Raw genomic sequence first — 25,213 nt, forward strand, 5'->3', positions numbered from 1 at the left:
CGGGCCCGCTGTCACCGGGTTCCGGGGCGCCTCCGCCGTCCCTAGACTCCGCGACGTCGGCGACCTCGGCAGGAGGTGCACGTGGCCGCTCCGGCGGGGACGCCCGGGATGCCGCGGACCATCGCGACGCCCGACCAGCGGCTGCGCGTGTTCGTCTCCTCCACCCTCGAGGAGCTGGCGGCCGAGCGGCGCGCGGTCCGCGACGCGGTCGCCCGGCTGCGGCTGACCCCGGTGATGTTCGAGCTCGGCGCGCGCCCGCACCCGCCGCGCGACCTCTACCGCGCCTACCTGGCGCAGAGCGACGTCTTCGTCGGCGTCTACGGCGACCGCTACGGCTGGGTGGGCCCGGACATGGCGGTGTCCGGCCTGGAGGACGAGCTGGTCCTGTCCGAGGGGATGCCGCGGCTGCTCTACGTCCGCACGCCGGCGCCCGGCCGCGACCCCCGGCTGGCCCGGCTGCTGGAGCGGGTGCAGGCCGAGGGCGGCGTCTCGACCACCCCCTACCGCGACCCGGCCGAGCTCGCCGAGCTGGTCGCCGACGACCTCGCGGTGCTGCTCAGCGAGCGCTTCACCCGGCCGGCCCCGGCGCCGCCCGGGCTGGCCGCCGGGTGGCTGCCGACGCCGCCCACGCCGATGGTCGACCGCGTCGCGGAGCTCGCCACCGTCACCGGGCTGCTCGGCGACCCGGCGGTGCGGCTGGTGGTGCTCACCGGGCCCGGCGGCATCGGCAAGACCCGGCTGGCGCTGGCCGCGGCCGCGGCGGTGGAGCCCGGCCGGGACGGCGTGTGGTTCGTCGACCTCTCCGGCGTCCGCGACCGCGCCGACGTGCCCGCGGCCGTGGCCGAGGCGGTCGGGGTGTCCGCCGAGGGCAGCCGCCCCCTGCTCGACCAGGTGGCCGACCGGCTGGCCGGCCGCCGGGCGCTGCTGGTCGTCGACAACCTGGAGCAGGTGGCCGGCGCCGCCCCGGACCTCGCGGCCCTGCTGGCCCGCTGCCCGCTCACCCAGCTGCTGGTCACCAGCCGCACCGTGCTGCGGCTGCGCGGCGAGCACGACGTGCCGATCGAGCCGCTGCGGACGCCGGCCGCCGACGACGACCCCGGCTCGGCGCCCGCGGTGCAGCTGTTCGTGGCCCGCGCCCGCCAGGCCGACCCCGCCTTCGCGCTCACTGCCGCCACCGCCGGCCCGGTCGCCGAGCTGGTGCGCCGCCTCGACGGGCTGCCACTGGCCGTCGAGCTGGCCGCGGCCCGGGTGCGCACGCTGCCCCCGCGGCTGCTGCTGGCCCGCCTGGACCGCGCGCTCGACCTCGGCGACCCCGACGTCGACGTCCCCGACCGCCAGCGCACCCTGCGGTCCACCATCGCCTGGAGCCACGACCTGCTCGACGAGCGCGGCCGGGCGCTGCTGGCGCGGCTGTCGGTGTGTGCGGACGGCTGCACCCTCGACACCGCCGAGGTGGTGGGCGCCGGCGGGGACGGCGCCGGCGACCTCGACGTCCTGGAGACGCTGTCGGACCTGGTCGGGCACAGCCTGGTCACCCCCACCGACACCGGCGACGGCGAGCCGCGGTTCCGCATGCTCGAGCTGGTCCGCGCGTTCGCCGCCGAGCGGCTGCGCGAGCGCGGCGAGGAGGAGGCGACCCGGGTCCGCTGGGCGCAGCACCTGGCCCGGCTGGGCGCCGAGGCCGGCGCGGGGCTGGCCGGCCCGGCCGCGCGGCTGTGGCGCGACCGGCTGGACGCCGAGACCGCCGACCTGCGCGCCGCGCTGCGCTGGGCGGTGGCCACCGACCGCGCGGACCTCGCCGTCCGGCTGACCGCGCCGCTGGTCCGCTGGTGGTGGGCGCGCGGGCTGCTCCCGGCCATGGCGGGGCTGGCCGAGCAGACGGCGGCGCTGCCGTCGGCCGCCGCGCTGCCGCCGGACCTGGCCGGCCGGCTGACCTGGGCGCGGGCCTCGCTGCGGATCGCCCTCGGCGACCGGGCGGGCGCGGCCGGCCTGCTCGACGGCGTCGTCGACGACGCCCGCCGCCGCGACGACGCCTGGCTGCTGGGCCACGCCCTCGGCGCGCGGGCGATGTGCCTGTCCCCGGCCGACCCGCGCGTCGTCCCGCAGCTCGACGAGGCGCTGGCCCAGCTGCGGCGCAGCGGCGACGGCTGGTCGGTCGCGTTCAGCGGGATGCTGCGCGTGGCGGTCGCGCTGGCCGGCGGGGACGTGGCCGCCGCCGAGCGGGTCGCGGGCGAGGCGCGGGACCTGGCCGCGGCGGCCGCCGACGACCAGCTCGCCGCGCTGCTCGGCGACGCCCTCGCGCTGGCCGCGCTGCTGGCCGGCGACCTGCCCCGGGCGCGGGCCCGGCTGGACGAGGCGGTGGCGCTGCACCGGCGCACCCGCGACCTGGAGGGCGCGGCGACCTGCCTGGAGGTGCTGGCCGCGCTGGCTCTCGCCGAGGGCCGGCACGCGGCGGCGGCCCGGCTCGTGGGCGCCGCCGACGCCGCCCGCGCCGGCCTCGGCGTGGCCCGCTGGTCGCCGCACCAGGCGCTGGCCGACCGGCTGAGGGAGGCGCTGCGCGCCGCGCTCGGGGACGACGAGGAGGCGCGCGGGCGGGCCGCCGGCGCGGCGCTGGGCCCCTGGGCGGCGCTGGACGAGGAGCTGGCGCGCCCCTCGTGAACGACGACGCCGCGGTCAGCCGACGGTGACCGGCGGGTACTGCGGCAGCGGTTCGGTCCCCGGGTGGGCCACGGTGAACCGGCCGAACTCGTCGTCCCGGCCGGGGTGCACCGGCGCGGGGGCGGCGTCCGCGGCGCCCAGCGGCCGGCCCGCCGGCAGCGTGCTGCGGTACTCGACGGCGCGGAAGGCGGCCAGCGCCGCGAGGGACAGCCCGAGCGCGCGCAGGGCGTCGGCGACCGGGTGCTCCCCCAGGGCGAGCTCGGCGCCGCCGGGCCCGGGCCGGGCCTGCCACCGGGCGAGCACCGGGATCCGCGTCTCCAGCAGCCGCCCGCCGCGCACCGACCACAGCGTCCGGGCCGGGCTGCCGCGCAGCGCCGGTCCGCGGGGTCGCACGGTGTGCACCAGCACGTCGGTGCCGGCCTCGGACAGCCGGACCCGCTGCCGGCCGGGCTCGTCGAGGAAGTCCATGTCGCCGAGCCACTTGGGCAGCCCCCACTCGGCGCGGCCGAGGTCCCGGGCCTCGCGTGAGGTCACCGGCAGCTGCAGCACGAAGCCGCCGACCGCCGGGCGGGCGCCGCGGCCCGACCGGCCCGCGACGACGGCGGCGGTCACGCCGACCTCGCCGTAGGGCGCCAGCGCGTGCGTGCCGCCGTCGGCGTCGGTCCAGGTGACGGTGCGGTAGCGGAAGGCGTGCACGGCGACGAGCGTGCGGCCGCCGGGCAGCGCGAGCGGCCGGAGCAGCGGCCGGCCGCCGTCCCGGGGCAGCAGCGCGGCGACCGCACCGGCCGAGGCCAGGTGGTAGGAGCTGGCCACCGCCGCGTCGTGGTAGGCCAGCGGCAGCCGGACGGGATCGGTCACGCACCCCAGCTCACCGGGCCGGGACGCGCACCGGCAGGGTCCGAGGTCCCCCGGCTTCCGCTGGGTGGGAGACTGGCGGGGTGGCGGGCGGCGCGGGCGAGCGGGGGCGGTCGGTGACCTCCCGGGCGCTCGCCGTCCTCGACGCCTTCGACGCGAGCGCACCGCGGCTGACCCTCACCGAGATCGCCGAGCGGTCGGGCACGCCGCTGACCACCGCGCACCGGCTGCTCGCCGAGCTCACCGGCTGGGGCGCGCTGGCCCGCCGCGCCGACGGCCGCTACGAGATCGGCCGCAAGCTCTGGGACCTCGGCCTGCTCGCGCCCGTCTCGCTCGAGCTGCGCCAGGTGGCCGCGCCGTACCTGCTCGACGTGCACACGGCCACGCGGGACACCGTCCACCTCGCCGTCCGCGACGGGCTGTCGGCGCTGTACGTCGAGCGCATCTCCGGCCGCGAGTCGGTGCCGGTGGTCAGCCAGGTGGGCAGCCGGCTGCCGCTGCACGCCACCGGCGTCGGCAAGGTGCTGCTCGCCGCCGCCCCGGACGACGTCGTCGCCGAGGCCCTGGCCGCGCCGGCCCGCGCCACCCGGCACACCGTCGTCGAGCCGGCCCGGCTGCGCCGGGAGCTCGCCGAGGTGCGCCGCCGCGGCTGGGCGCGCACCGCCGAGGAGATGTCGCTGGGCACGCTGTCGGTGGCCGTGCCGGTGCGCGTGGAGCGCGGCGGCAGCACCGCCGTGGCCGCGGCACTCGGGATCGTCGTCCCCAGCCACCGGCGCGACCTCCCCCGGCTGGTGCCGGTGCTCGAGGTGGCCGCCCGGGGCATCGGCCGGGCGCTGGCCCGCGCCGCACACTTCCGCTGAGCGGCAGGCCGAGGTGTCCACCCGCGGGTAGCCCGGGTCACACTCGCCGGCATGCGCACCCAGGTGGGGATCATCGGCGCCGGCCCGGCCGGCCTGCTGCTGTCGCGGCTGCTCGCGCTGCAGGGCATCGACTCGGTGGTGCTGGAGAACCGCTCGCGCGAGTACGTCGAGGCGCGCATCCGCGCCGGCATCCTCGAGCAGAACACCGTCGACGTCCTCACCGAGGCCGGCATGGGTGACCGGCTGCACCGCGAGGGCCTCGAGCACCGCGGCATCCACCTGCAGTACCCGGGGACGCGGCACACGCTGGACTTCCCCGAGCTGTGCGGGCGGCGGGTGTGGGTCTACGGCCAGACCGAGGTGGTCAAGGACCTGGTCGCCGCCCAGCTCGCCGGCGGCCCGCCGCTGCACTTCGAGGTCTCCGACGTCGCGGTCGAGGACGTCGACACCGACAGCCCGCGCGTCCGGTTCACCGACGCGGACGGCACGGCGCAGGTGCTCGAGTGCGACGTCGTCGCCGGCACCGACGGCTTCCACGGCCCGTCGCGCGCCGTCGTCGCCGAGGGCACGCAGCAGCGGCTGTGGGAGCGCACCTACCCCTACGCGTGGCTGGGCATCCTGGCCGACGCCGCCCCGGCCACCGACGAGCTGATCTACGCCTGGCACCCCGAGGGGTTCGCGCTGTACTCGATGCGCTCGCCGTCGGTGTCGCGGCTGTACCTGCAGGTCGACCCGTCCGAGGAGATCGAGGACTGGTCCGACGACCGGATCTGGGAGGGGCTGGCCACCCGGTTCGCGCACGAGGGCTGGGAGATCAGCACCGGCCCGGTGCTGGAGAAGTCGATCCTGCCGATGCGCAGCTTCGTCAGCGCGCCGATGCGCCGCGGCCGGCTGTTCCTCGCCGGCGACGCCGCGCACATCGTGCCGCCCACCGGCGCCAAGGGCCTCAACCTCGCCGTCGCCGACGTCGTCCTGCTGTCCCGCGCGCTGGTGCGGCTGCTGCAGGAGAAGGAGACCGACCTCGCCGACGCCTACTCCGACACCGCGCTGCGGCGGGTCTGGCGGGCCACCCACTTCTCCTGGTGGATGACCTCGATGCTGCACACCACCGGCGACCCGTTCGACGCCGAGCTGCAGCTGTCGCAGCTGCGCCGCGTGTGGTCGTCGGAGGCCGCCGCCCGCTAGATGGCCGATAACTACACCGGCCTCCCCACCGCGCGGCCCGACGCTCCTCGACCGCCGCCCGCGCGCGGGAGGCGGACGAGGAGCGTCACCCGTCGGCGTGGAGGAGAGCCGCGACGGCGTCGGCGGTGCCGGGCGCCAGCGGCAGGTGCGGCAGCACGCCGGTCACCTCCTCGGGCTCCAGTCCCTGCTCGGCCAGGGCGGCCACCAGCCGGCCGGCGTCGGCCGGGGGCACCGGGGCGGGCAGGCCCGCCTCCCGGACGGCGGCCAGCGCGAGGAACAGCGCGCCCGAGAGCCCCTCGTCCGGCTCGGGCTCCCGACCGCCGCCCGTCCGGCCCGGCGCGGCCGCGGCGCGGGTGGCGGCCTCGGCGGCGCGGACCAGCGACAGCGGCAGCCCCTCCGACTCGACCTCCAGCAGCGGCGTGCGGCCCAGCGCGGCGAGCACGAGGTGCTCGGCCTCGGTGCGCAGCGGCTCCTCCCACTCCATCGCGCGCACGACCTCGCCCAGGTCGGCGCCGTCCTCGCCGAGCTCGTCGAGCAGCTCGGCCCACTGCGCCGGCCGGGTGCGGCGGGCGCGGTCGGCGGCGAGCACGCAGGTCTCGCGCACGAACGGCTCGACCACCTCGCGGTCGAACCGGTCGGCGAACACCGTGCCGTCGGCGTCGACGGCGTTGAGCGCGTCCTGGAAGCTGCCCGGGCGGGCGTCGCCGAGCTCGATCCGGCCGTCCTCCTCACCGGACAGCGGCTGCCCGGTGGCGGCGCGGTCGCCGATGGTGGAGCCGGTGGCCACCAGCCGGCCGCGCCGCCGCAGGTGGTGCGGCCGGTCGGACAGGCCCACCGCCCAGGCGCAGGCCTCCGCGATCAGCGCCGCGCGGCGCTCCCGGAGCACCTCGCGGCCGAGCAGGCCGAACCAGCCGACGTCGAAGGAGGAGCCGTCGGAGAAGCCGTCGAAGGAGGTGACGCTGTCGAACACCCCTCCTTACTACCCCTCCGGGAGCGGTCCGCGGAGCAGCGCCTGCACGGTGGCCGCGGCCCCGCGGGTGCGCAGCGCGCCCAGCGCCGCCCGGTAGGCGGCGGTGAAGCGGGACCGGTCGCCGAGGTCGCCGAACAGCTCGCGGTCAGCCAGCGGGGCGAGCGGGTCCTCGCGGGACCGGCGCGCGGCGGCGACCAGGCGGTCGCGGCGGGCGTCGACCAGGCCGGCGGGGTCCCCGCGCCGCTCGAGCGCGTGCACCCACGCCGCGACCACCGCCGCCGAGCGCCGCACCTCGCCGCCCCGGTCCAGGTTCGCGCGCAGCACCGGGAAGAGGAACTGCGGCAGCCGGTCGGAGGCGTGCTCGACGATCCGGGCGAGGGTGTCGCCCACGTGCGGGTTGCCGAAGCGGGTGAGCAGCTCGGCGCGGTAGCCGCGCAGGTCGGTGCCCGGGACCGGTGGCAGCGTCGGCGTCCCCTCCTCCTCCAGGTAGCCGACGAGCAGCTCGCGCAGCAGCGGGTCGCGGACCGCCTCGTGCACGTACCGGTGGCCGAGCAGCGGGCCGAGGTGGCCGAGCACCTGGTGGCCGGCGTTGAGCAGCCGCAGCTTCATCAGCTCGTACGGCGCGACGTCGCCGACCACCTGCACGCCGACGTCCTCCAGCGGCGGCCGCCCGGCCGGGAACGCGTCCTCGAGCACCCACTGCGTCCACGGCTCGCACACCACCGGCCAGAGGTCCTCGACGCCGGAGGTCGCGGCGAGCCGGGCGCGGTCGTCGTCGGTGGTGACCGGGGTGATCCGGTCGACCATCGACGACGGGAACGGCACCTCCCGGGCCACCCACTCGCCGAGGGCCTCGTCGCGCAGCCCCGCGAACGCGGCGAAGCTCCGCCGGGCCAGGTCCCCGTTGCCGGGCACGTTGTCGCAGGAGGCGACGGCGAACGGCGGGAGCCCGCGGGCGCGGCGGCGCACCAGCGCCTCGGTGACCAGGCCGAAGACCGTCGCCGGCGCCGTGCCCGGCCGCAGGTCGGCGACCACGGCGGGCGCCGTCGCGTCGAACTCGCCGGTGGCCGCGGAGGCGTTGTAGCCGCCCTCGGTCACGGTCAGCGTGACGATCCGCGTGGCCGGCGCCGCCATCGCCTCGACCACCGCGCCGGGGTCGTCCGGCGCGAGCCGGTAGCCCACCAGCGAGCCGACCACCCGGGCGGTGAGGTGCCCGTCCGGGTGCTTCTCGACCAGCGTGTACAGACGGTCCTGCGCGGCCATGACCTCGGCCATCCGGCGGTCCGCGGGCAGCACGCCGACCCCGCAGACCCCCCAGTCCTGCCCCGCGCCGGCCTCCAGCAGCCGGTCCAGGTACACCGCCTGGTGCGCACGGTGGAACCCGCCGACGCCGAGGTGGACCACCCCCGCCCGCACCGCGGCGCGGTCGTAGCGCGGCGTCGACACCGACGCGGACAGCTCGGCCAGCGTCGCGGCGCTCAGCCGGGTCATCGGCGCTCCTCGGGGTCCGGGACGGGACCTCCTCCTACCCCGCCCGGGCGGGCACCGGCACGCGCTGCAGGTCCGCGGCGACGACGAGGTCGCCGTCGAACTCCTCCCGCGCCTCGTCGGCGAAGGCGCGCGGGTCGGCGTAGCGCTGGGAGAAGTGGGTGAGCACCAGCGTGCGGACCCCCGCCTGCGCGGCGACCCGGGCGGCCTGGCGGGCGGTGAGGTGGCCGTACCGCTCGGCCAGCGCCGCGTCGGCCGCGAGGAAGGTCGCCTCGACGACGAGCAGGTCCGCGCGGTCGGCGAGGGCGGGGACGGCGTCGCACATGCGGGTGTCCATGACGAAGGCGAACCGCTGCCCGGGCCGCGGCACGCTGACGTCGGACAGCCGCACCGTCCGCTCCCCCACCCGGAGGACGCCCTCGCGCTGCAGCCGTCCGACGTCGGGACCGGTGACGCCCGCCGCGGCCAGCCGGTCCGGCAGCATCCGGACGCCGTCGGGCTCGGTCAGCCGGTAGCCGAAGGACTCGACCGGGTGGCTGAGCCGGCAGGCCTCCAGGACGCCGGCGGGGTCCTCGGCCAGCCGCCCGTCCCCCGACACCGGCTCCTCCCGGATCTCGGCGACGTCGGCGAACGGGGTGGCGTGCCGCAGCCGGTCGAAGAAGACCTGCCCCGACGCCGGGTAGTGCGCGACCACCGGGTGCGCGACGCCGTCCAGCGACATCCGCTGCACGACGCCGGGCAGGCCCAGGCAGTGGTCGCCGTGGAAGTGGCTGAGCAGGATCCGGTGCACCGCGCTGCTCGGCACCCCGGCCAGCAGCATCTGCCGCTGGGTGCCCTCACCGGGGTCGAACAGGAAGCCGCGGCCGTCCCAGCGCAGCAGGTAGCCGTTGTGGTGGCGGGTGCGGGTGGGCGCCTGGCTGGCGGTGCCGAGCACGACCAGCTCCCGCGCCGCCACCCCAGCGACGCTACCGCCGGCCTCAGCCGAACAAGTCGCTGAGGAAGGACTCCTTGCGCTTCTTGCCGTGCGAGCCGTAGGAGCCGTGCGACGACGAGTGCGAGGAGCCGCGCACCGCGCCGAGCACCTCGTTCACGACGGCACCGAGCCCCGCGCCGCCGGCGGCCGGGTACTGGCCCCCGTGCTGCTGCGGTGCGCCGTGCTGCTGTGGCGGCTGCTGGGCACCGTGGCCGCCGGAGTGCGCGGCGGCCGGCGCGGCGTGCCAGGAGTTCTCGGCGTCGATCAGCCGCTCGAGCTCCCCGCGGTCGAGGAAGATGCCCCGGCACTCGGTGCACTGGTCGACGTGGACGCCGTTGCGCTCGTAGGTGCGCATCGTGCCGTGGCACTTGGGACAGACGAGATCCATGCCGCACGGTACGACGCACGCGGGACCCCCGGAGACCGGGACCGCGTGCCAGGGTGCGCGCCCGTGAGCACAGAGCGCACGGTGACCCTCCGGTTCGGCACGGCCTCCCGGCGGAGCGCCACCCACACCAACCTCTCCGCCGTCCGCAGCGACGGGCCGGTCCTCTGGGTGGCCGGCGACGAGACCGCCACGATCGAGCGGCTGGTCGCCGACGACCCCGCCGAGCCCACCTCCTACGGGGACCAGACCACCTTCTCCCTCGCCGATCTCGTGCCGCTGCCCGGCGGCACCGGCCCCGGCGTCGAGGAGGAGGCCGACGTCGAGGGCCTCGCGCGCACCGGCGACGCGCTGTGGGCGGTCGGCTCGCACAGCCTGCGCCGCCGCCGCATCCGCGACGAGCACGACGGCGAACAGGCGCTGCGCCGCCTGGCGCGGGTCACCGGCCAGCCGCGCCGGCAGGTGCTGGTGCGCATCCCGGTGGTCGACGTCGACGGGCTGCCCACCCTGGTCAAGGACGACGGCACCCGCAGCGCCGCCGTCTTCGGCACCCGCGGGAAGGACCTGCGCGACCTGCTCGCCGACGACGAGCACCTCGCGCCGTTCCTCCCCATCCCGGGCAAGGACAACGGTCTCGACGTCGAGGGCGTCGCGGTCTCCGGCGAGCGGGTCTACCTCGGCCTGCGCGGCCCGGTGCTGCGCGGCTGGGCGGTGGTGCTCGAGCTGCGGCCCGAGGTCGACCGGCGCGACCCCGCCCGGCTGCGCCTGCGCCGGTTCCCCGACGGCCGCCGCTACCGCAAGCACGTGCTGCGGCTGGCCGGCCTGGGCGTGCGCGACCTGTGCCCGCAGGGCGAGGACCTGCTGGTGCTCGCCGGCCCGACCATGGACCTCGACGGCCCGGTGTACGTCTACCGCTGGCACGGCGCCCTCGCGGCGGAGGAGCCGACCGTCGTCCGCGGCGACCTGCTCACCCGCGAGCTGGCGCTGCCCTTCGGCGACGGCGACGACCACGCCGAGGGCATCGGCCTGCTCGGCCCGGCCGGGGACGGCCGGCTGCTGGTCGTCTACGACAGCCCGGCGCCCGCGCGGCTCACCGCCGACGGCGGCGTGCTGGCCGACGTCGTCCGGCTGCCCTGACCGCTCACCCCACCCGCACCGGCCGGGCGGCGACCAGACCGGCCGCCGCCAGGCCGAGGCCGACGGCGAGCAGGAGCAGCAGCGGCACGGTCCACCCGCCGGTCGCCTCCGACAGCGCGCCGACGACGACCGGCCCGAGCGCGCCGACGCCGTAGCCGACCAGCTGGCTCATCCCCGACAGGCGGGCCGCGGCGTCGGCGTCGGCCGCGCGCAGCACCCCGAGGGTGACCGCCAGCGCGATGCCCGCGCCCTGCGCCAGCCCGCCGACCGCCGCCCACGCGGGCCACGCCCCGGGTGCGGCGAGCAGCCCGGCCACCGGCACCACCCACAGCGCGGCGACCCCGAGCGCGAGCCCCGCCTGCCCGGACGTGCGGGCGAGCACGGCCGGCACCAGCAGGCTGCCCGCGATGCCGAGCACCTGGTAGACCGACGCGGCCACCGAGCCGGTGGCGGGGTCGGTGCCGGCGCGGTCGGCCAGCAGCGTCGGCAGCCACGCGGTGAGCGAGAAGTACAGCGTGGAGTGCAGTGCCTGCACCGCGGCCACCGCCCACGCGACCGGCGAGCGCCACAGCGGCCGCGTGCCGGCGTCCCTCCGGGCGGCCGGGGCGGGGCCGGCGGTGTCGGCGTGCCGCGCGGCCACCGCCCACACGACCGCCGCGACGACGGCGAGCACCCCCTCCGCGGCGAGCGCGCCCCGCCAGCCGAGCACCGCCGCCAGCGGCGCGGTGAACGCGGCACCCGCGGCGGCGCCGGCCACCAGGGCCGCGGTGTACAGGCCGGTCACCGTGCCCGCGCGCCGGCCGAACCCCGCCTTGACCACGGCCGGGAGCAGCACGTTGCCCACCGTCATCGCCGCGCCCGTGAGGAACGTGCCGGCCAGCAGGACCGGGGCGCCGTCGAGGACCCGCAGCCCCTGCGCGACCGCCAGCAGCACCAGCGAGCCGAGGACCGCCGCGCCCGCGCCGACCCGGCGGCCGACGGCGGCCGCGGCCGGCGCCAGCAGCGCGAAGCACAGCACCGGCAGCGTGGTCAGCAGACCGGCGGCGGCCGCGGAGAGGCCGAGGTCGGCGCGGACGTCGTCGAGGACGGGGCCGACGGCGGCGATCGCGCCCCGCAGGTTGAGCGCCGTCAGCAGGACGGCGGCCAGCAGCAGCCGGCCGCCGGGCGACGCGGCCGGCACCGGCCCATCCTGCGCCGCCGCCCGCGGACCCGCCGGTTCCGGGCCCCGTGCGGATCGTGAAACACGAGTCGCTAGTGTCCCAGCAGCCCGTGGTCCAGCTCACACAGCGGTGAGCTCGCGGGCGACCAGGAGGTCCCGTGCGCATCCCCGTCCCACGATCCTCTCGCAGGTCCGTCCTCGCCCTCGCCACCGGCACCGCGCTCGTCACCGGCGCCGTCGTCACCGCCGGCCCGGCTGCCGCGGTGCCCGGCAACGGCAACGGCGGCGGGGTCGGCAACGCCGCCCCGACGCTGGTCCAGACCGACGAGGGCAAGCTCCGCGGCACCCGGCTCGACGGGTACCGCACCTTCGAGGGCATCCGGTACGCCGAGTCGCCGGTCGGCGACCTCCGGTTCCGCCCGCCGGTGCCGGTCGCGCCGTTCCGCGGGATCGCCGACGCCACCGCCCCGCACGAGCCGTGCGCGCAGCTGGCCAACGGCACGACCAACGCGTTCCAGACCTCCAACGAGGACTGCCTGTTCCTCAACGTCACCACCCCGGCGGGCCTGGACGCGGCCCGCTCGGACCTGCCGGTCATGGTGTGGATCCACGGCGGCTCCTGGGTCTACGGCAACGGCGCCAACTACGACGCCGCGGAGCTGGCCGTCGAGGGCGACGCCGTCGTGGTGACGATCAACTACCGCCTCGGCCCGATGGGCTTCATGGCCCAGCGCGACCTGTCCGCCGCCAACGGCACGGTGGGCTCCGGCAGCGCCGGCCTGCTCGACCAGCAGGAGGCGCTGCGCTGGGTACAGCGCAACATCGACGCCTTCGGCGGCGACCCGGACAACGTGACGGTCTTCGGCGAGTCGGCCGGCGCCTCGTCGGTCTGCGCGCAGCTGGCCTCCCCCACCGCCGCCGGCCTGTTCCACAAGGCGATCGCGCAGAGCTACAGCTGCACCGCCACCTACGACACGCTGGCCACCGAGGAGGCGACCGGTCAGACCGTCGCCACCACGGTCGGCTGCGCCGGCGCCGCCGACGTCGCCGCCTGCCTGCGCGCGGTGCCCGCCGAGGCGCTGCTGCGCGCCTGGCCCGGCGGCTCGTTCGTCGTCGGCGGGTCGTCGCTGCCCGAGCAGCCGGGGACGGCGATCGCGGCCGGCCGGTGGAACCGGGTGCCGGTGGTGCACGGCAACCTGCAGGACGAGAACACGCTGTTCACCCCGCTGTCGCTGGCCGAGCCCCAGCGTCAGGCGCTGCTGTCGGCCGACCCGGCCGTCCACACCGCCACCCTGCAGCAGCGGTTCGGCACCCGGGCCGCGGCGGTCGCCGAGCGCTACCCGCTGGCGGAGTACGGCTCGACGCTGCGGGTGCTGGCGGCCGTGGCCAGCGACGTCGGCAGCGCGCTGTCCACGTGCACCCACGTGGGCGCCTACGACCTGCTCCGCGCGCAGCAGCCGGCCGTCTTCGCCTACTCGTTCCGCGACCAGGACGCGCCGGCGCTGCTGGACTTCCCGTACGACCCGGCGCGGTACGACGAGGGCGCCCAGCACGCGGGCGAGCTGCCCTACCTGTTCCCGGGCCTGTTCGGCGGCCCGCTGACCGCCGAGCAGCAGGCGCTGTCGACGACGATGGTCCGCTACTGGACCAACTTCGCGGCCACCGGGGACCCGAACGGCCGCGGCGTCCCGGCGTGGCACGCCTACCGCACCCCCGCCGACGTCCAGGGCCTGGACGTGGCCGCGCAGGGCGGCGTCGGGCCGGTCGACGTCGCCGCGGACGCGCACTGCGCGTTCTGGTCCGGCCGCTGAGCACCTGAACAGCAGACACCCGAGCACCACCCCGGGCCCCGGGGGCGGCACGTCCGGTGACCGCCACCCGGGGCCCGGGGCACGTCCCGCCCCACCCGTCCCACGCCCCGAGAGCCGGATCTACTGATCGGTAACAGATGTGGGATCGTCGGGGAACACGTCGAGACGGCGTCACACCGCCGTCAGGAGAGAGGTCCCATGCGGTTGCAGCTTTCCCCGGAGATGGAGGCCTTCCGGGATGAGATGCGCACCTTCTTCACCACCCAGGTGCCGCAGGAGATCCGCGACACCGTCGCGGCCCACCGCCACCTGACCCGCGACCAGTACGTCGAGGCCCAGCGCGTCCTCAACGCGGCCGGCCTGGCCGTGCCGCACTGGCCGGTCGAGTGGGGCGGCCGGGACTGGACGCCGCTGCAGCGCCACATCTGGCGCGAGGAGATGCAGCTCGCCAACGTCCCCGAGCCGCTCGCGTTCAACGCCAGCATGATCGGCCCGGTCATCGCGGCCTTCGGCAACCAGGAGCAGAAGGAGCGCTTCCTGGCCAGGACCGCGAACCTCGACATCTGGTGGTGCCAGGGCTTCTCGGAGCCCGACGCCGGCTCCGACCTCGCCTCGCTGCGCACCACCGCCGTCCGCGACGGCGACGACTGGGTGGTCAACGGCCAGAAGACCTGGACCACCCTCGGCCAGTACGCCGACTGGATCTTCTGCCTGGTCCGCACCGACCCGACCGCCGAGAAGAAGCAGCGCGGGATCTCGATGCTGGTCTTCCCGATGGACACCCCGGGCGTCACGCTGCGCCCGATCCAGCTGATCGACGGCGGCCACGAGGTCAACGAGGTCTTCTTCGAGGACGTCCGCGTGCCCGCCGAGAACCTGATCGGCGAGGAGAACCGCGGCTGGGACTACGCCAAGTTCCTCCTCGGCAACGAGCGCGTGGGCATCGCCCGCGTCGGCGCCACCAAGAAGCTGATCGCGCAGGCCAAGGAGCACGCCCGCGAGGTCGTCGTCGCCGGCCGGCCGCTGTCGCAGGACCCGCGGCTGACCGCGCGGATCGCCGAGCTCGAGAACGAGCTGCTGGCCCTGGAGCTGACCGCGCTGCGCGTGGTCGCCAACTCCGCCGACGGCAAGCCGCACCCGGCCTCCTCGGTGCTCAAGCTGCGCGGCTCGGAGCTGCAGCAGGCCGCCACCGAGCTGCTGGTCGACATCGCTGGCCCGCTGTCGGTCGCGTCCTTCGCCGACGGCGGCTCGCAGGTGCCCCAGTGGGCCCGGGTGGCCACGCCGGAGTACCTGAACTACCGCAAGGTCTCCATCTACGGGGGCTCCAACGAGGTCCAGCGGACCATCATCGCCGGCACGATCCTGGGGCTGTGAGCTAGCAGTGGACTTCCAGTACGACAGCGAGCAGAACGACCTCCGCGAGGCCGTCGCGGGCCTGCTGGGCCGCGCCTACGGCGACAACGAGCGGCGCCGCCAGGTGGTCGCCACCGACCCCGGCTTCGACGAGAAGACCTGGGCGCAGCTGGCCGAGATGGGCGTCCTCGGGCTGCCCTTCGCCGAGGAGGACGGCGGCATGGGCGCCGGCCCGATCGAGGTGGCCCTCGTCGCCGAGGAGATCGGCCGGGTGCTCGCGCCCGAGCCGTTCGTCGAGGCCGTGGTCCTGGCCGGTGGCCTCGTCGCCGCCGTGGGCACCGCGCAGCAGCGGGCGGCGGTCCTCGGGCCGCTGTCCGAGGGCGCCGGCGTGCTCGCGTTCGCGCACGCCGAGCCCGGCACCCGGTGGAGCCCCGCGGCGGCGGCCGTCACCGCCACGCAGGACGGCGGCACCTGGCGGCTGACCGGCGTCAAGGAGCCGGTGCCGAACGGCGCCCGCGCCGACGTCCTCGTGGTCAGCGCGGTGACCGAGGGCGGCACCGCCCTCTTCCTCGTCCAGGGCGACGCCGAGGGCCTGACCCGCACCGGCTACCGCACCCACGACGGCACCCGCGCGGCCAACGTCACCCTCGACGGCACCCCCGCCGAGCTGCTCGGCGAGGGCACCGCGGACCGCACCGCCGACGTCGAGCGCGCGCAGGCCCTGGCCCGGATCGCCTACAGCGCCGAGGCCGTCGGGGCGATGGACACCGCGCTGAAGACGACCGCGGAGTACCTGAGGACCCGCAAGCAGTTCGGCGTCACGCTCAACCGCTTCCAGGCGCTGACCTTCCGCGCGGCGGACATGTACGTGTCCCTGGAGCTGGCCCGCAGCACCGCGCTGTGGGCGAGCATGGTGGCCGACACCGGCGGCGACGTCGTCACCGCCGCCGACCGCGCCCGGCTGCAGACCAGCCGCGCCGGCCGGCACGTCGGCAAGGAGGCCATCCAGCTGCACGGCGGCATCGGCGTCACCGCGGAGTACTCGGTCGGCCACTACACCAGCCGGCTGACCGCGATCGACCACCTGCTCGGCGACGGCGACTGGGCCGCCGACCGGCTGGCCGCGGCGGTCGACTCGTACCCGACCGTCGACCCGCTCGGCGCGCCCTACACCGGCGCCTGAGCGACCGCACCACGGCGACGGCCGGCGTCCCCTCTGCCGGGGGCGCCGGCCGTCGCCGTTCCCGGCGGCCGACCACCTAGGGTCCGGCGGGTGCTCGCCTGGCTCCTGCTCCCCGCCGTGCTCGCCACGGTCCTCGCCTGGGCCGCGGCGCGGCTGGTCCGCCGGCGCACCCGGGGTCGCCGCGCCGGCCGGGTCGCCGCCGTCCTGGTCGCCGTCCTCGTCTGGCTGGCCGTCGCCGCGGGCGGGCTGCAGGTGTGGGCGCGGGCGTCCCTGGGCTCCTCCGGCATCGCCCGCGCGCTCGTGTGGATGGACGCCGACGTCGACGACCGGCTCCGCTTCCCCGAGCTGCCGGTCCCGGCCGGGGACACCCCGCTGCCGCTGACCGCCGGCTCCCTGCCCGGCGGCGTGCTCGACGAGGTGACCGTCCCCGGCGGCGGCACCGAGGACCTCGCCGCGCTGCTGGACCGCACGCGGACGACGGGCTTCGTCGTGCTGCGCGGCGACGAGGTGCTGCTCGAGCGGTACGGCGCCGGCGGCTCCCGGGAGACGCCGATGACGTCGTTCTCGGTGGCCAAGTCGGTGCTGTCCACGCTGGTCGGCCTGGCGATCGACCGCGGCGCGATCGGCGGCCTGGACGACCCGGTCACCGACTACGTCCCCGAGCTGCTCGACCGCGACCCGCGCTTCGGCGCCATCACGCTGCGGCACCTGGTGACCATGTCGTCGGGCCTGTCCTACGAGGAGCAGGGCCTGCCCTGGAGCGACGACGCGCTCACCTACTACGACGTCGACCTGCGGCGGCTGGCCCTGTCGGCCGAGGTCGCGCAGGAGCCGGGGCGGGAGTGGCTGTACTGCAACTACAACCCGCTGCTGGTGGGCCTGGTGCTGGAGCGGGCCGTCGGCCGGCCGGTCGAGGAGTTCGCCGCGGAGGCGCTGTGGGGCCCGATGGGCGCCGAGGCCGACGCGAGCTGGAGCGCCGACAGCGCGGCCAGCGGGTTCCCGAAACTGGAGAGCGGGTTCAACGCCCTCGCGCGGGACTGGGCCCGGTTCGGCCTGCTGTTCGCCCGGGAGGGCCGCGCCGGCGACCGGCAGGTGGTCCCCGCCGCGTGGGTCGCCGAGGCCACCGCCCGGGACACCTCCGCCGACCCGGCCGAGCACTACCAGTACTGGTGGTGGGTCGACACCGAGCGCGAGGGACGGTTCTACGCCCGCGGCAACAAGGGCCAGTACGTCTACGTCGACCCGGCCACCGACGTCGTCGTGGTCCGGCTCGGCCGCGAGGAGGGCGTCGAGGACTGGCCGGCGGTGCTCCGCGACGTCGCGGACCGGGTGGGTTAGTCGCCGACGACGGCGCGGCGCAGGTCGTCGGCGTCGACGCGCACCTGGTCGAGCACCGCGGCGACGCCGTCCTCGCGCAGCAGCCCGCCGCTGAGCCGCTCGACCGGCACCGGCACGTGCTCCGGGTCGGCGTAGCGGGCGCCGAGCTCGAACGCGATCCGCAGCAGGGTGCCCTCGGCGGAGGCGGGGTCGTCGACGGCGGCCAGCGGGGCGGCCATCGCCGGCGGGAAGCCCCACTGCTCCAGCGCCACCGCGGACAGCCGGAGCGCGGAGATGCCGTACCGGCACACCTCCGCGGTCCGCCGGGCGGCGAACGGGCGCTGCGCGGCGGCCAGCTCCCGGTAGCCCTCGGGGTCGTCGGCGTGCAGCAGCGCCACGCCGACCTGGGCGAGCAGCCCGAGGCACAGCGCGTCCTGCGGCCGGCTCCCGAAGCGCGGCGCCAGCGCGGAGGCGGCCAGCGCGATGCCGGTGCTGGTCTCCCAGAACCGCTCGGGCAGCTGCGACTCGTCGTCCAGGCAGGTCAGCGCGACCGTCGCCATGGTGCGCACCGCGGTGAAGCCGACGACGGTGACGGCGAACTGCAGCGTCGTCGCCCGCCCGCTCATGCCGAAGTAGGCCGAGTTGGCCAGCTTCATCACCCGGCCGGCCAGGGCGACGTCGGCGGCGAGGACGTCGGCGAGGGTGCGGGCGCTGGCGTCCTCGGTGTTGGCGACGGCCACCACCTGCGCGGCGACCGGGCGCTGCGCGGCCATGGTGTCGATGCCGGCGAGCAGCCGGTCCAGGTCCACCGCCGAGCGGGACAGGGGCATCGCGGTCACCGGGCACCCACCCAGGCGGCGACCGCCGCGCCGTCCATCGGCTCGGCCAGGGAGAAGCCCTGCAGGTAGGTGGCCCCGAGCTGGCGCAGCGCCACGGCCTGGGCGGGGGTGGCCACGCCCTCGGCGACGGTGGACAGCCCCAGGCTGCGGGCCAGCGCGATGACCGCGCTGGCGATCTCCACGTGCCCGTCGGCGAGCTCGGCGACGAAGGACCGGTCCACCTTGAGGCAGTCGACCGGCAGGTGGCGCAGGTAGGCCAGCGACGAGTAGCCGGTGCCGAAGTCGTCGATCGCCAGCGCCACCCCGAGGTCGCGCAGCTGCTGCAGCAGCGCGCGGGCGGCGACGGGGTCGGTCATGAGCGCGGACTCGGTGATCTCGATCGACAGCCGGGCCGGGGCGACGCCGTGCCGGTCCAGGGCGGCGACCACCTCGCCGGGCAGGCCGGCGTCGAGCTGCAGCGCCGAGACGTTGACGTTGACCTGGGGCGGCGCGGCCGCGCCGAGCGCGCGGTCCCACTCGGCCACCTGGCGGCAGGCCTCGTCGAGCACCAGCAGCCCGAGCGCGCCCACCAGCCCGCTCTCCTCAGCCAGCGGCACGAACGTCGCCGGGCTGATCGGGCCGCGCTCGGGGTGCACCCAGCGGGCCAGCGCCTCGACGGCCTCCAGCGCGCCGTCGGTGGCGGAGACGATGGGCTGGTAGTGCAGGCCGATCCGCCGCCGCTCGATCGCGTCGCGCAGGTCGGCGACCAGCCGCAGCTTGTCGCGCGCCTCGGCGCGGCCGGCGCGGTCCAGCACCCGCACCCGGCCCTTGCCGCCGGCCTTCGCCTGGTACATGGCGATGTCGCAGTCGCGGACCAGGTCCGCGGCGTCCGCGTGCTCGGGGGCCTGAACGGTGACGCCGACGCTGCAGTGCGGCCGGAACCGCACGCCGGCCAGGTGCACCGGCACCGCGAGCGCGGCGACGATGCGCTCGGCCAGCGCGGCGGCGTCGGCCTCGTCGACGTCCTCGCAGACGACGACGAACTCGTCCCCGCCGAAGCGGGCGACCAGGTCGCCGGGGCGGACCGTGGCGCGCAGCCGCCCGGCCACCTCCACCAGCAGCTCGTCGCCGGCCTCGTGGCCGAGGGAGTCGTTGACCACCTTGAAGTCGTCGAGGTCCAGGAACAGGCAGGCCAGCCCGCGGCCCCCGGCGGTGAACCGGCCGGCCAGGTGCTGGTCGAGCAGCGTGCGGTTGGGCAGGCCGGTCAGCGGGTCGTGCTGGGCCTGGTGGGCCAGCCGCGCCTCGAAGGCCATCCGGTCGGTGACGTCCTCGACGGTGCCGAGGAAGCCCGCGCCCGCGCCCGGGGTGAAGACGTGGCCGAAGCGCAGCACGGTGGCCCGCTCGGTGCCGTCCGGGCGCACCACGCGCGCCCGCACCTCGCCGTCGCCGCCCTCGAGGACGCCGGCGACGACCTCGACGACGGCGCCCAGGTCGTCCCCGTGCACGCAGCCGGTCCAGCCGGTGCCCAGCAGGTCCTCCGCGGGCCGCCCGGTCAGCCGGCAGAACGCGTCGTTGACGTGCGCCAGGCGCATCCCCTGCTCGGACAGCAGGGTGGGGACCGGCGACCGCTCGCTCAGGGTGGCGAAGCGGCGCTCGGCGGCGTCGGCGGTGGCCCGCGACACCCGGTCGGCGTCCCCGGCGCCGGGCGTGATCGCCAGCGTCCAGGCGTCCCCGGCCGGCGCGGGGGTCGCGCGCACGACGGCGTCGGTCAGGCCGCCGTCCGCGGTGCGGACCTGCAGGGCCAGCCGGGAGGTGTGCTCGCGGCGCAGCAGCAGCGGGAGCTCGCCGGCGGCGAGCGTGGGGACCAGGTCCGCGACCGGCCGCCCGGCCAGGTCCTCCGGGGCGGGGCCGAGCAGCCGGACGGCGCCCTCGCTCGCCCAGGTGACCCGCGGCGTCCCGCCGACGGTCTCGGCCACGAGCAGGGCGGTCCCCTGGCCGCCGGCCGCGGCGGAGAAGACCGCGGCCACCACCTCGGGGGTCACGGCACCGGCCGGACCCGTCACGGGCGGGCTGGCGGGCACGGGCGTCCTCCTGGCTGCGGCGGCCTGCGTGGTCGGCGTCCCCGCACGGGGACGCCCCCGCTGCCTCGGCACCCGCGGGGCCGGACTCCAGCCGGGGCCGCCGTCCCCTCACCCGGAGGGGTGGGGCCGGGGCGCCTGCGATCCGCGTCACGATCGGGTCCCGGGGGGTTAGGGATGCCGGGTGTGCCTGTCACGATGCAGCCCCGGGGTGGCAGAGCCCGCCTCCCCCGCAGCACCACCCAGGCCCGCCGGCAACGACGCCGGCCCGAGCTGTCGTTGGAGTGCGCGTGCTCATCGGTGTGCCCGCAGAGACCCGGCGGAACGAGACGCGGGTGGCCGCGACGCCCGTGAGCGTCGGCCGGCTGTGCGCCCTCGGCCACGAGGTCCTCGTCCAGGCCGGCGCCGGGGAGGCCGCGAGCTCCCCCGACGAGGCCTACGTCGCCGCCGGCGCGCGGATCGGGTCGGCGGCCGAGGCGTGGGGTGCCGACGTCGTCCTGCACGTCAACGCCCCGACGCTCGACGAGGTCGCCCGGCTGCGCCCGGACGCGGTGCTGGTCAGCCTGCTGTCCCCCGCGCTGGCGCCCGAGCTGCTCGCCGCGCTCACCGCCCGCGGGGTCACCGCCCTGGCCGTGGACGCCGTCCCCCGCATCTCCCGCGCGCAGTCGCTGGACGTGCTGTCCTCGATGGCCAACATCGCCGGCTACCGGGCCGTCGTCGAGGCCGCGCACGCCTTCGGCCGGTTCTTCACCGGGCAGGTCACCGCGGCGGGCAAGGTGCCGCCGGCGAAGGTCTTCGTGGCCGGTGCCGGCGTCGCGGGACTGGCCGCCGTCGGCGCGGCGAGCAGCCTGGGCGCGATCGTGCGGGCCACCGACGTCCGGCCCGAGGTCGCCGAGCAGGTGCGCTCGCTGGGCGGCGAGTACGTCGGCGTCCCGGCCGACGAGACCGAGGCCCAGGCCAGCGGCACCGGCTACGCCACGGTCACGTCCGAGGACTTCGACGCCCGCGCCGCGGTCATGTACGCCGAGCAGGCCCGCGACGTCGACGTCGTCATCACCACCGCGCTCATCCCCGGCCGCCCGGCCCCCCGGCTGCTCACCGAGGACATGGTGGCGAGCATGAAGCCGGGCTCGGTGGTCGTGGACATGGCCGCCGCGCAGGGCGGCAACGTCGCCGGCTCGGTGCCCGACGAGGTCGTGGTGACGCCGAACGGCGTCACGATCATCGGCTACACCGACCTGCCGGCCCGGCTGCCGGCGCAGTCCTCCCAGCTGTTCGCCACCAACCTGGTCAACCTGCTCACGCTGCTCACCCCCGGCAAGGACGGGCGGCTGGTCCTCGACACGGACGACGTCGTCCAGCGGGCGATGACCGTGACCCGCGACGGCGAGCTGCTGTGGCCCCCGCCGCCGGTGCAGGTCTCCGCCGCCCCGGCCGCCGCCGCACCGCCACCGGCGCCGCTGCCGCCACCGGGGAAGGAGGCGCCCCCGCCCCAGCGGCGGGCCGCGCTGGTGGGCCTGGCCGCCGCGCTGCTGTTCCTGCTGGCCGCCTTCTCCCCCGACCAGCTGATCGGCAACCTGACGGTGTTCGCCCTCGCCGTCGTCGTCGGCTTCTACGTCATCGGGCACGTGCACCACGCGCTGCACACCCCGCTGATGAGCGTCACCAACGCCATCTCCGGGATCATCGTGGTCGGCGCCCTGCTGCAACTGGGCCACGTCAGCACCGTGGTCACCGTGCTCGCGTTCCTCGCCGTCCTGCTGGCCAGCATCAACGTGTTCGGCGGCTTCGCGGTGACCCGCCGCATGCTCGGCATGTTCCGGAGGGCCTGACCGCCATGACCGCCATGACCGCCACCAGCGCCGCGTCCGCGGCCTACATCGTCGCCGGCCTGCTGTTCGTCCTGAGCCTGGCCGGCCTGTCGAAGCACGAGACCGCCAAGGCCGGCAACGCCTACGGCATCGCCGGCATGGCCATCGCCCTGGTCGCCACCGTCGGGCTGGCCTGGCACGACGGCGACGCGCTCGCCGTCGGGCTGATCGCCGTCGCCATGGCCCTCGGCGCGGCCATCGGCCTGTGGCGGGCGCGCATCGTCGAGATGACCGGCATGCCCGAGCTCATCGCGCTGCTGCACAGCTTCGTCGGCCTGGCCGCGGTGCTCGTCGGCTGGAACGGCTACCTCTCGGTCGAGGGGGCGCCGGCCGGGGAGGCCGAGGAGCTGGGCCTGCCGGTGGGCATCCACTCCGCCGAGGTGGCGATCGGCGTCTTCATCGGCGCGGTCACCTTCACCGGCTCGATCGTCGCGTTCCTCAAGCTGTCGGCCCGGATCAGGAGCAACCCGCTGGTGCTACCGGGCAAGAACGCGCTGAACCTCGGCGCGCTCGCGGCGTTCGCCGTCCTCACCGTCGTCTTCGTCGTCTCGCCGAGCCTGGGTGTGCTCGCCGCGGTCACCGTGCTGGCGCTGGCGCTGGGCTGGCACCTGGTCGCCTCGATCGGCGGCGGCGACATGCCGGTCGTCGTGTCGATGCTCAACAGCTACTCCGGCTGGGCGGCCGCGGCGTCGGGCTTCCTGCTCGACAACGACCTGCTGATCATCACCGGCGCGCTGGTCGGCTCCTCGGGTGCCTACCTCTCCTACATCATGTGCCAGGCGATGAACCGCTCCTTCATCTCCGTCATCGCCGGCGGCTTCGGCAACGAGGGCAGCACCACCGGGTCCGGCGCGGTCGAGGGCGAGCACACCGAGACCACCGCCGAGGAGGTCGCACAGTTGCTGCGCGACGCCGACAGCGTCGTCATCACCCCCGGCTACGGCATGGCGGTCGCGCACGCGCAGAACGCCGTCGCCGACCTCACCCGCACTCTGACGGACAAGGGCGTGCCGGTGCGCTTCGGCATCCACCCGGTCGCCGGGCGGCTGCCCGGGCACATGAACGTGCTGCTGGCCGAGGCGAAGGTGCCCTACGACGTCGTCCTGGAGATGGACGAGATCAACGACGACTTCCCGAAGACGTCGGTCGTGCTGGTCATCGGCGCCAACGACACGGTGAACCCGGCCGCGGCCGAGGACCCGGGCAGCCCGATCGCCGGCATGCCGGTGCTGCACGTGTGGGAGGCCGAGCACGTCGTCGTGTTCAAGCGGTCGATGAGCACCGGCTACGCCGGCGTGCAGAACCCGCTGTTCTTCCGCGAGAACACCCGGATGCTGTTCGGCGACGCGCGCGAGCGGGTCGAGGACATCCTGCGGGCGCTGTGAGCGTGCTCGTCAGCCCGGCGTGGCTGATCGGCGGGCTGCGCAACGTGCCGGGCTTCCTGGCCACCGACGGGCGGGGGCTGGCGTTCGTCAGCGACACCCCGGTGTTCGACGTGCCGCTGGGCGCGGTCACCGACGTGTCCTGGCCGTGGTGGTGGTTCGGCGGCGGGCTGCAGCTGACCGCGGCCGGGCAGCGGTGGAAGGTCACGTTCGTCCGGCCCAACGGCATGCCGCCGCCGCAGCCGTCGATGCTGGCGTCGTCGGTGGGCACCGTCGGGGTCCTCACCGGGACGCTGCCTCCGCACGTGCTGGCCGACCTCGACGCGCTGCGCGGGCTGGCCGACGTCCGCGACGGCCGCGCGGCCGGGCGGCGCTGGCGCGAGGTGCTGCCGGGCTGAGTTGCGGCGCGGTCGGCACGGGAGCGACGGTGGACCACGTGGACCCCTTCCGCCTCGGCATGCCGAAGATCCCCGGCCTCACGGAGCTGCTCGGGCTCCTGCAGACGCAGACCGAGGCGCTGGCCCAGCTGCCGCGCACGCTGACCGACCTGAACGCCGCCGTCCGGGAGCTCATCGCCGCGACCTCGACGGCGACGTCGGCCATCGCGTCGGCGCAGCGCACGGCCGAGCGGCTGGAGGGGCTGGTCGGCGAGCTGGAGGAGCCGGTGCGGGCGCTCAAGCCGGGGCTGGAGCGGGTCGGGCGGGTGCTCGACGACCCCGCCGTCGAGGCGGTGCCGGACATCATCCGCACCATCGACGAGGACCTGATGCCGATGATCGCGACGCTGCGTCAGGCGCAGTCGCGGGTCGCCGGGGTCACCGGCCTGCTGCGCCGCCGCGGCCGCCCCGACGACCGCCCCGACGACGCGGACGCGGCCGGCTGACGTCCGGTGCGCCCGCCGCCCAGTGCGGCGGGCGCTCGAGGACGGCGGGCAGCCGGGTGCCGCCGTCGCCGCGGGCGGCGGCCACCTGCGGGCGGGTGAGGAACAGCGCGCCGGTGAGGTCGGCGCCGCGCAGGTCGGCCGCGCGCAGGTCCGCGCCGAGCAGGTCGGTGCCGGTGAGGTCGGCGCCGCGCAGGTCCGCGCCGATCAGGTAGGCGCCGCGCAGGCTCACCCGGCGCAGGTCGGTCCGCCGCAGGTCGGCGCCCACGAGGTCGGCGCCGCGCCGGTCCCTCCCGCCGGTGCGGACGGCGGCGCTGACCCGGCCCAGCAGCTCCCCCGCCTCGGCGCGGACCGCTCCGGCGTCGACCGCTGCCAGCTCGGCCGGTGAGCCTGCGGCCAGTCGCTCCGTGCGGTCGAAGGCGCTCGTGACCTCCTCGTGCAGGCCGGCCGGCAGCGGCAGCGCGGCCGCCTCGGTGAGGTACCAGAGCAGCTCGTGCAGCTGCCGCAGGACGGGGAACGCCGCCGCGACGTCGGGGTCGGCGGCCGGGTCCTCGACGGCCGCGGCCCGCACCAGCCGCTGGCCGGCGCCGAAGCAGTCGAAGACCGTGCAGCCGGGGAAGCCGCGCTGCCGCAGGTCGGCGTGGATGCCGCAGCGGGCGTCGGCGGTGAGGTGGACGCAGGCGCGGCCGGCCGGCTTGTCGATCGCGAAGTCGGCCGAGGCGGCGAACGCGGGGAGCACGCAGCACAGGCCGGCGCAGGACGAGCAGTCGGCGGCCAGGTCCCGCCGCCGGTCGGCGGGGGCCACCGCCGGCGGGGCGGGAGGGGTCACCGGCCGAGGGTATGTCGCGGG

The 25,213-nt window shown here is 76.8% G+C and carries 21 protein-coding genes; 12 read left to right on the top strand and 9 right to left on the bottom strand.

Annotated elements, in window-relative coordinates:
- Positions 1-81: 81 nt before the first annotated feature.
- Positions 82-2,658: an ATP-binding protein gene (locus ACI8AA_RS12915; protein ID WP_457044811.1), complete on the top strand. Its 2,577-nt coding sequence runs from the start codon at positions 82-84 to the stop codon at positions 2,656-2,658.
- 15 nt (positions 2,659-2,673) lie between these two features.
- On the opposite strand, the gene ACI8AA_RS12920 is transcribed toward ACI8AA_RS12915, so the two are convergent.
- Complete coding sequence (locus ACI8AA_RS12920) at positions 2,674-3,516, bottom strand: acetoacetate decarboxylase family protein (RefSeq protein ID WP_457044812.1); 843 nt, start codon at positions 3,514-3,516, stop codon at positions 2,674-2,676.
- 80 nt (positions 3,517-3,596) lie between these two features.
- Here ACI8AA_RS12920 and ACI8AA_RS12925 point away from each other — a divergent pair, with 80 nt between their 5' ends.
- Together ACI8AA_RS12925 and ACI8AA_RS12930 are read left to right on the top strand one after the other, a co-directional pair.
- The gene (locus ACI8AA_RS12925) at positions 3,597-4,373 is read left to right on the top strand and encodes an IclR family transcriptional regulator (RefSeq protein WP_457044813.1); all 777 of its coding nucleotides are present in this window, start codon (positions 3,597-3,599) and stop codon (positions 4,371-4,373) included.
- Positions 4,374-4,424: 51 nt separating this feature from the next.
- A complete protein-coding gene (locus ACI8AA_RS12930; protein ID WP_457044814.1) occupies positions 4,425-5,558 on the top strand; it encodes a 4-hydroxybenzoate 3-monooxygenase in 1,134 nt (377 codons plus the stop codon).
- 85 nt (positions 5,559-5,643) lie between these two features.
- On the opposite strand, the gene ACI8AA_RS12935 is transcribed toward ACI8AA_RS12930, so the two are convergent.
- Genes ACI8AA_RS12935 through ACI8AA_RS12950 form a run of 4 tightly spaced genes read right to left on the bottom strand, consistent with a single transcriptional unit; the run spans position 5,644 to position 9,377 of the window.
- Positions 5,644-6,528 carry a hypothetical protein gene (locus ACI8AA_RS12935; RefSeq protein ID WP_457044815.1) on the bottom strand — a complete coding sequence of 295 codons (885 nt, stop codon included), beginning with the start codon at positions 6,526-6,528 and terminating at the stop codon, positions 5,644-5,646.
- A 9-nt stretch (positions 6,529-6,537) separates the two neighbouring features.
- Positions 6,538-8,019 carry a mannitol dehydrogenase family protein gene (locus ACI8AA_RS12940; RefSeq protein ID WP_457044816.1) on the bottom strand — a complete coding sequence of 494 codons (1,482 nt, stop codon included), beginning with the start codon at positions 8,017-8,019 and terminating at the stop codon, positions 6,538-6,540.
- A 34-nt stretch (positions 8,020-8,053) separates the two neighbouring features.
- Positions 8,054-8,971, bottom strand: a complete 918-nt coding sequence (locus ACI8AA_RS12945) for a ribonuclease Z (RefSeq protein WP_457044817.1) — start codon at positions 8,969-8,971, stop codon at positions 8,054-8,056.
- Between the two features lie 22 nt (positions 8,972-8,993).
- On the bottom strand, positions 8,994-9,377 hold the full coding sequence (locus ACI8AA_RS12950) for a TFIIB-type zinc ribbon-containing protein (RefSeq protein WP_456934882.1): 384 nt from the start codon (positions 9,375-9,377) through the stop codon (positions 8,994-8,996).
- Positions 9,378-9,440: 63 nt separating this feature from the next.
- Here ACI8AA_RS12950 and ACI8AA_RS12955 point away from each other — a divergent pair, with 63 nt between their 5' ends.
- Positions 9,441-10,511 (top strand): DUF3616 domain-containing protein, encoded by a 1,071-nt coding sequence (locus ACI8AA_RS12955; RefSeq protein WP_457044818.1) that lies wholly within the window; start codon positions 9,441-9,443, stop codon positions 10,509-10,511.
- Positions 10,512-10,515: 4 nt separating this feature from the next.
- On the opposite strand, the gene ACI8AA_RS12960 is transcribed toward ACI8AA_RS12955, so the two are convergent.
- A complete protein-coding gene (locus ACI8AA_RS12960; RefSeq protein WP_457044819.1) occupies positions 10,516-11,691 on the bottom strand; it encodes an MFS transporter in 1,176 nt (391 codons plus the stop codon).
- A gap of 137 nt (positions 11,692-11,828) precedes the next feature.
- On the opposite strand from ACI8AA_RS12960, the gene ACI8AA_RS12965 reads away from it, so the two are divergent.
- The 4 genes from ACI8AA_RS12965 (at position 11,829) to ACI8AA_RS12980 (ending at position 17,355) form a co-directional block, all read left to right on the top strand.
- The gene (locus ACI8AA_RS12965) at positions 11,829-13,481 is read left to right on the top strand and encodes a carboxylesterase/lipase family protein (RefSeq protein WP_457044820.1); all 1,653 of its coding nucleotides are present in this window, start codon (positions 11,829-11,831) and stop codon (positions 13,479-13,481) included.
- Positions 13,482-13,679: 198 nt separating this feature from the next.
- Positions 13,680-14,855, top strand: coding sequence for an acyl-CoA dehydrogenase family protein (locus ACI8AA_RS12970; RefSeq protein WP_457044821.1), 1,176 nt, complete (start codon positions 13,680-13,682; stop codon positions 14,853-14,855).
- A gap of 7 nt (positions 14,856-14,862) precedes the next feature.
- Positions 14,863-16,017, top strand: a complete 1,155-nt coding sequence (locus ACI8AA_RS12975; protein WP_457044822.1) for an acyl-CoA dehydrogenase family protein — start codon at positions 14,863-14,865, stop codon at positions 16,015-16,017.
- 90 nt (positions 16,018-16,107) lie between these two features.
- The gene (locus ACI8AA_RS12980; RefSeq protein ID WP_457044823.1) at positions 16,108-17,355 is read left to right on the top strand and encodes a serine hydrolase domain-containing protein; all 1,248 of its coding nucleotides are present in this window, start codon (positions 16,108-16,110) and stop codon (positions 17,353-17,355) included.
- Here the strand turns inward: ACI8AA_RS12980 and ACI8AA_RS12985 are convergent.
- The gene (locus tag ACI8AA_RS12985; protein WP_457044886.1) at positions 17,352-18,164 is read right to left on the bottom strand and encodes an HDOD domain-containing protein; all 813 of its coding nucleotides are present in this window, start codon (positions 18,162-18,164) and stop codon (positions 17,352-17,354) included. The genes ACI8AA_RS12980 and ACI8AA_RS12985 overlap by 4 nt on opposite strands.
- A gap of 5 nt (positions 18,165-18,169) precedes the next feature.
- Positions 18,170-20,233, bottom strand: coding sequence for a putative bifunctional diguanylate cyclase/phosphodiesterase (locus ACI8AA_RS12990; protein ID WP_457044824.1), 2,064 nt, complete (start codon positions 20,231-20,233; stop codon positions 18,170-18,172).
- A 299-nt stretch (positions 20,234-20,532) separates the two neighbouring features.
- On the opposite strand from ACI8AA_RS12990, the gene ACI8AA_RS12995 reads away from it, so the two are divergent.
- Genes ACI8AA_RS12995 through ACI8AA_RS13010 form a run of 4 tightly spaced genes read left to right on the top strand, consistent with a single transcriptional unit; the run spans position 20,533 to position 24,366 of the window.
- The gene (locus tag ACI8AA_RS12995) at positions 20,533-22,062 is read left to right on the top strand and encodes a Re/Si-specific NAD(P)(+) transhydrogenase subunit alpha (protein WP_457044825.1); all 1,530 of its coding nucleotides are present in this window, start codon (positions 20,533-20,535) and stop codon (positions 22,060-22,062) included.
- Positions 22,063-22,076: 14 nt separating this feature from the next.
- A complete protein-coding gene (pntB, locus tag ACI8AA_RS13000; RefSeq protein ID WP_457044826.1) occupies positions 22,077-23,486 on the top strand; it encodes a Re/Si-specific NAD(P)(+) transhydrogenase subunit beta in 1,410 nt (469 codons plus the stop codon).
- Entirely contained in the window at positions 23,483-23,881 is a 399-nt protein-coding gene (locus ACI8AA_RS13005; protein WP_457044827.1) for a hypothetical protein, read from the top strand. Before pntB ends, ACI8AA_RS13005 begins: the two co-directional genes overlap by 4 nt.
- A 38-nt stretch (positions 23,882-23,919) precedes the next feature.
- Complete coding sequence (locus ACI8AA_RS13010) at positions 23,920-24,366, top strand: hypothetical protein (RefSeq protein WP_457044828.1); 447 nt, start codon at positions 23,920-23,922, stop codon at positions 24,364-24,366.
- Here the strand turns inward: ACI8AA_RS13010 and ACI8AA_RS13015 are convergent.
- Positions 24,299-25,192: a pentapeptide repeat-containing protein gene (locus tag ACI8AA_RS13015; RefSeq protein WP_457044829.1), complete on the bottom strand. Its 894-nt coding sequence runs from the start codon at positions 25,190-25,192 to the stop codon at positions 24,299-24,301. The two genes, ACI8AA_RS13010 and ACI8AA_RS13015, sit on opposite strands and share 68 nt — an antisense overlap.
- Positions 25,193-25,213 lie beyond the last annotated feature (21 nt).

Source organism: Geodermatophilus sp. SYSU D01180, assembly GCF_054050415.1.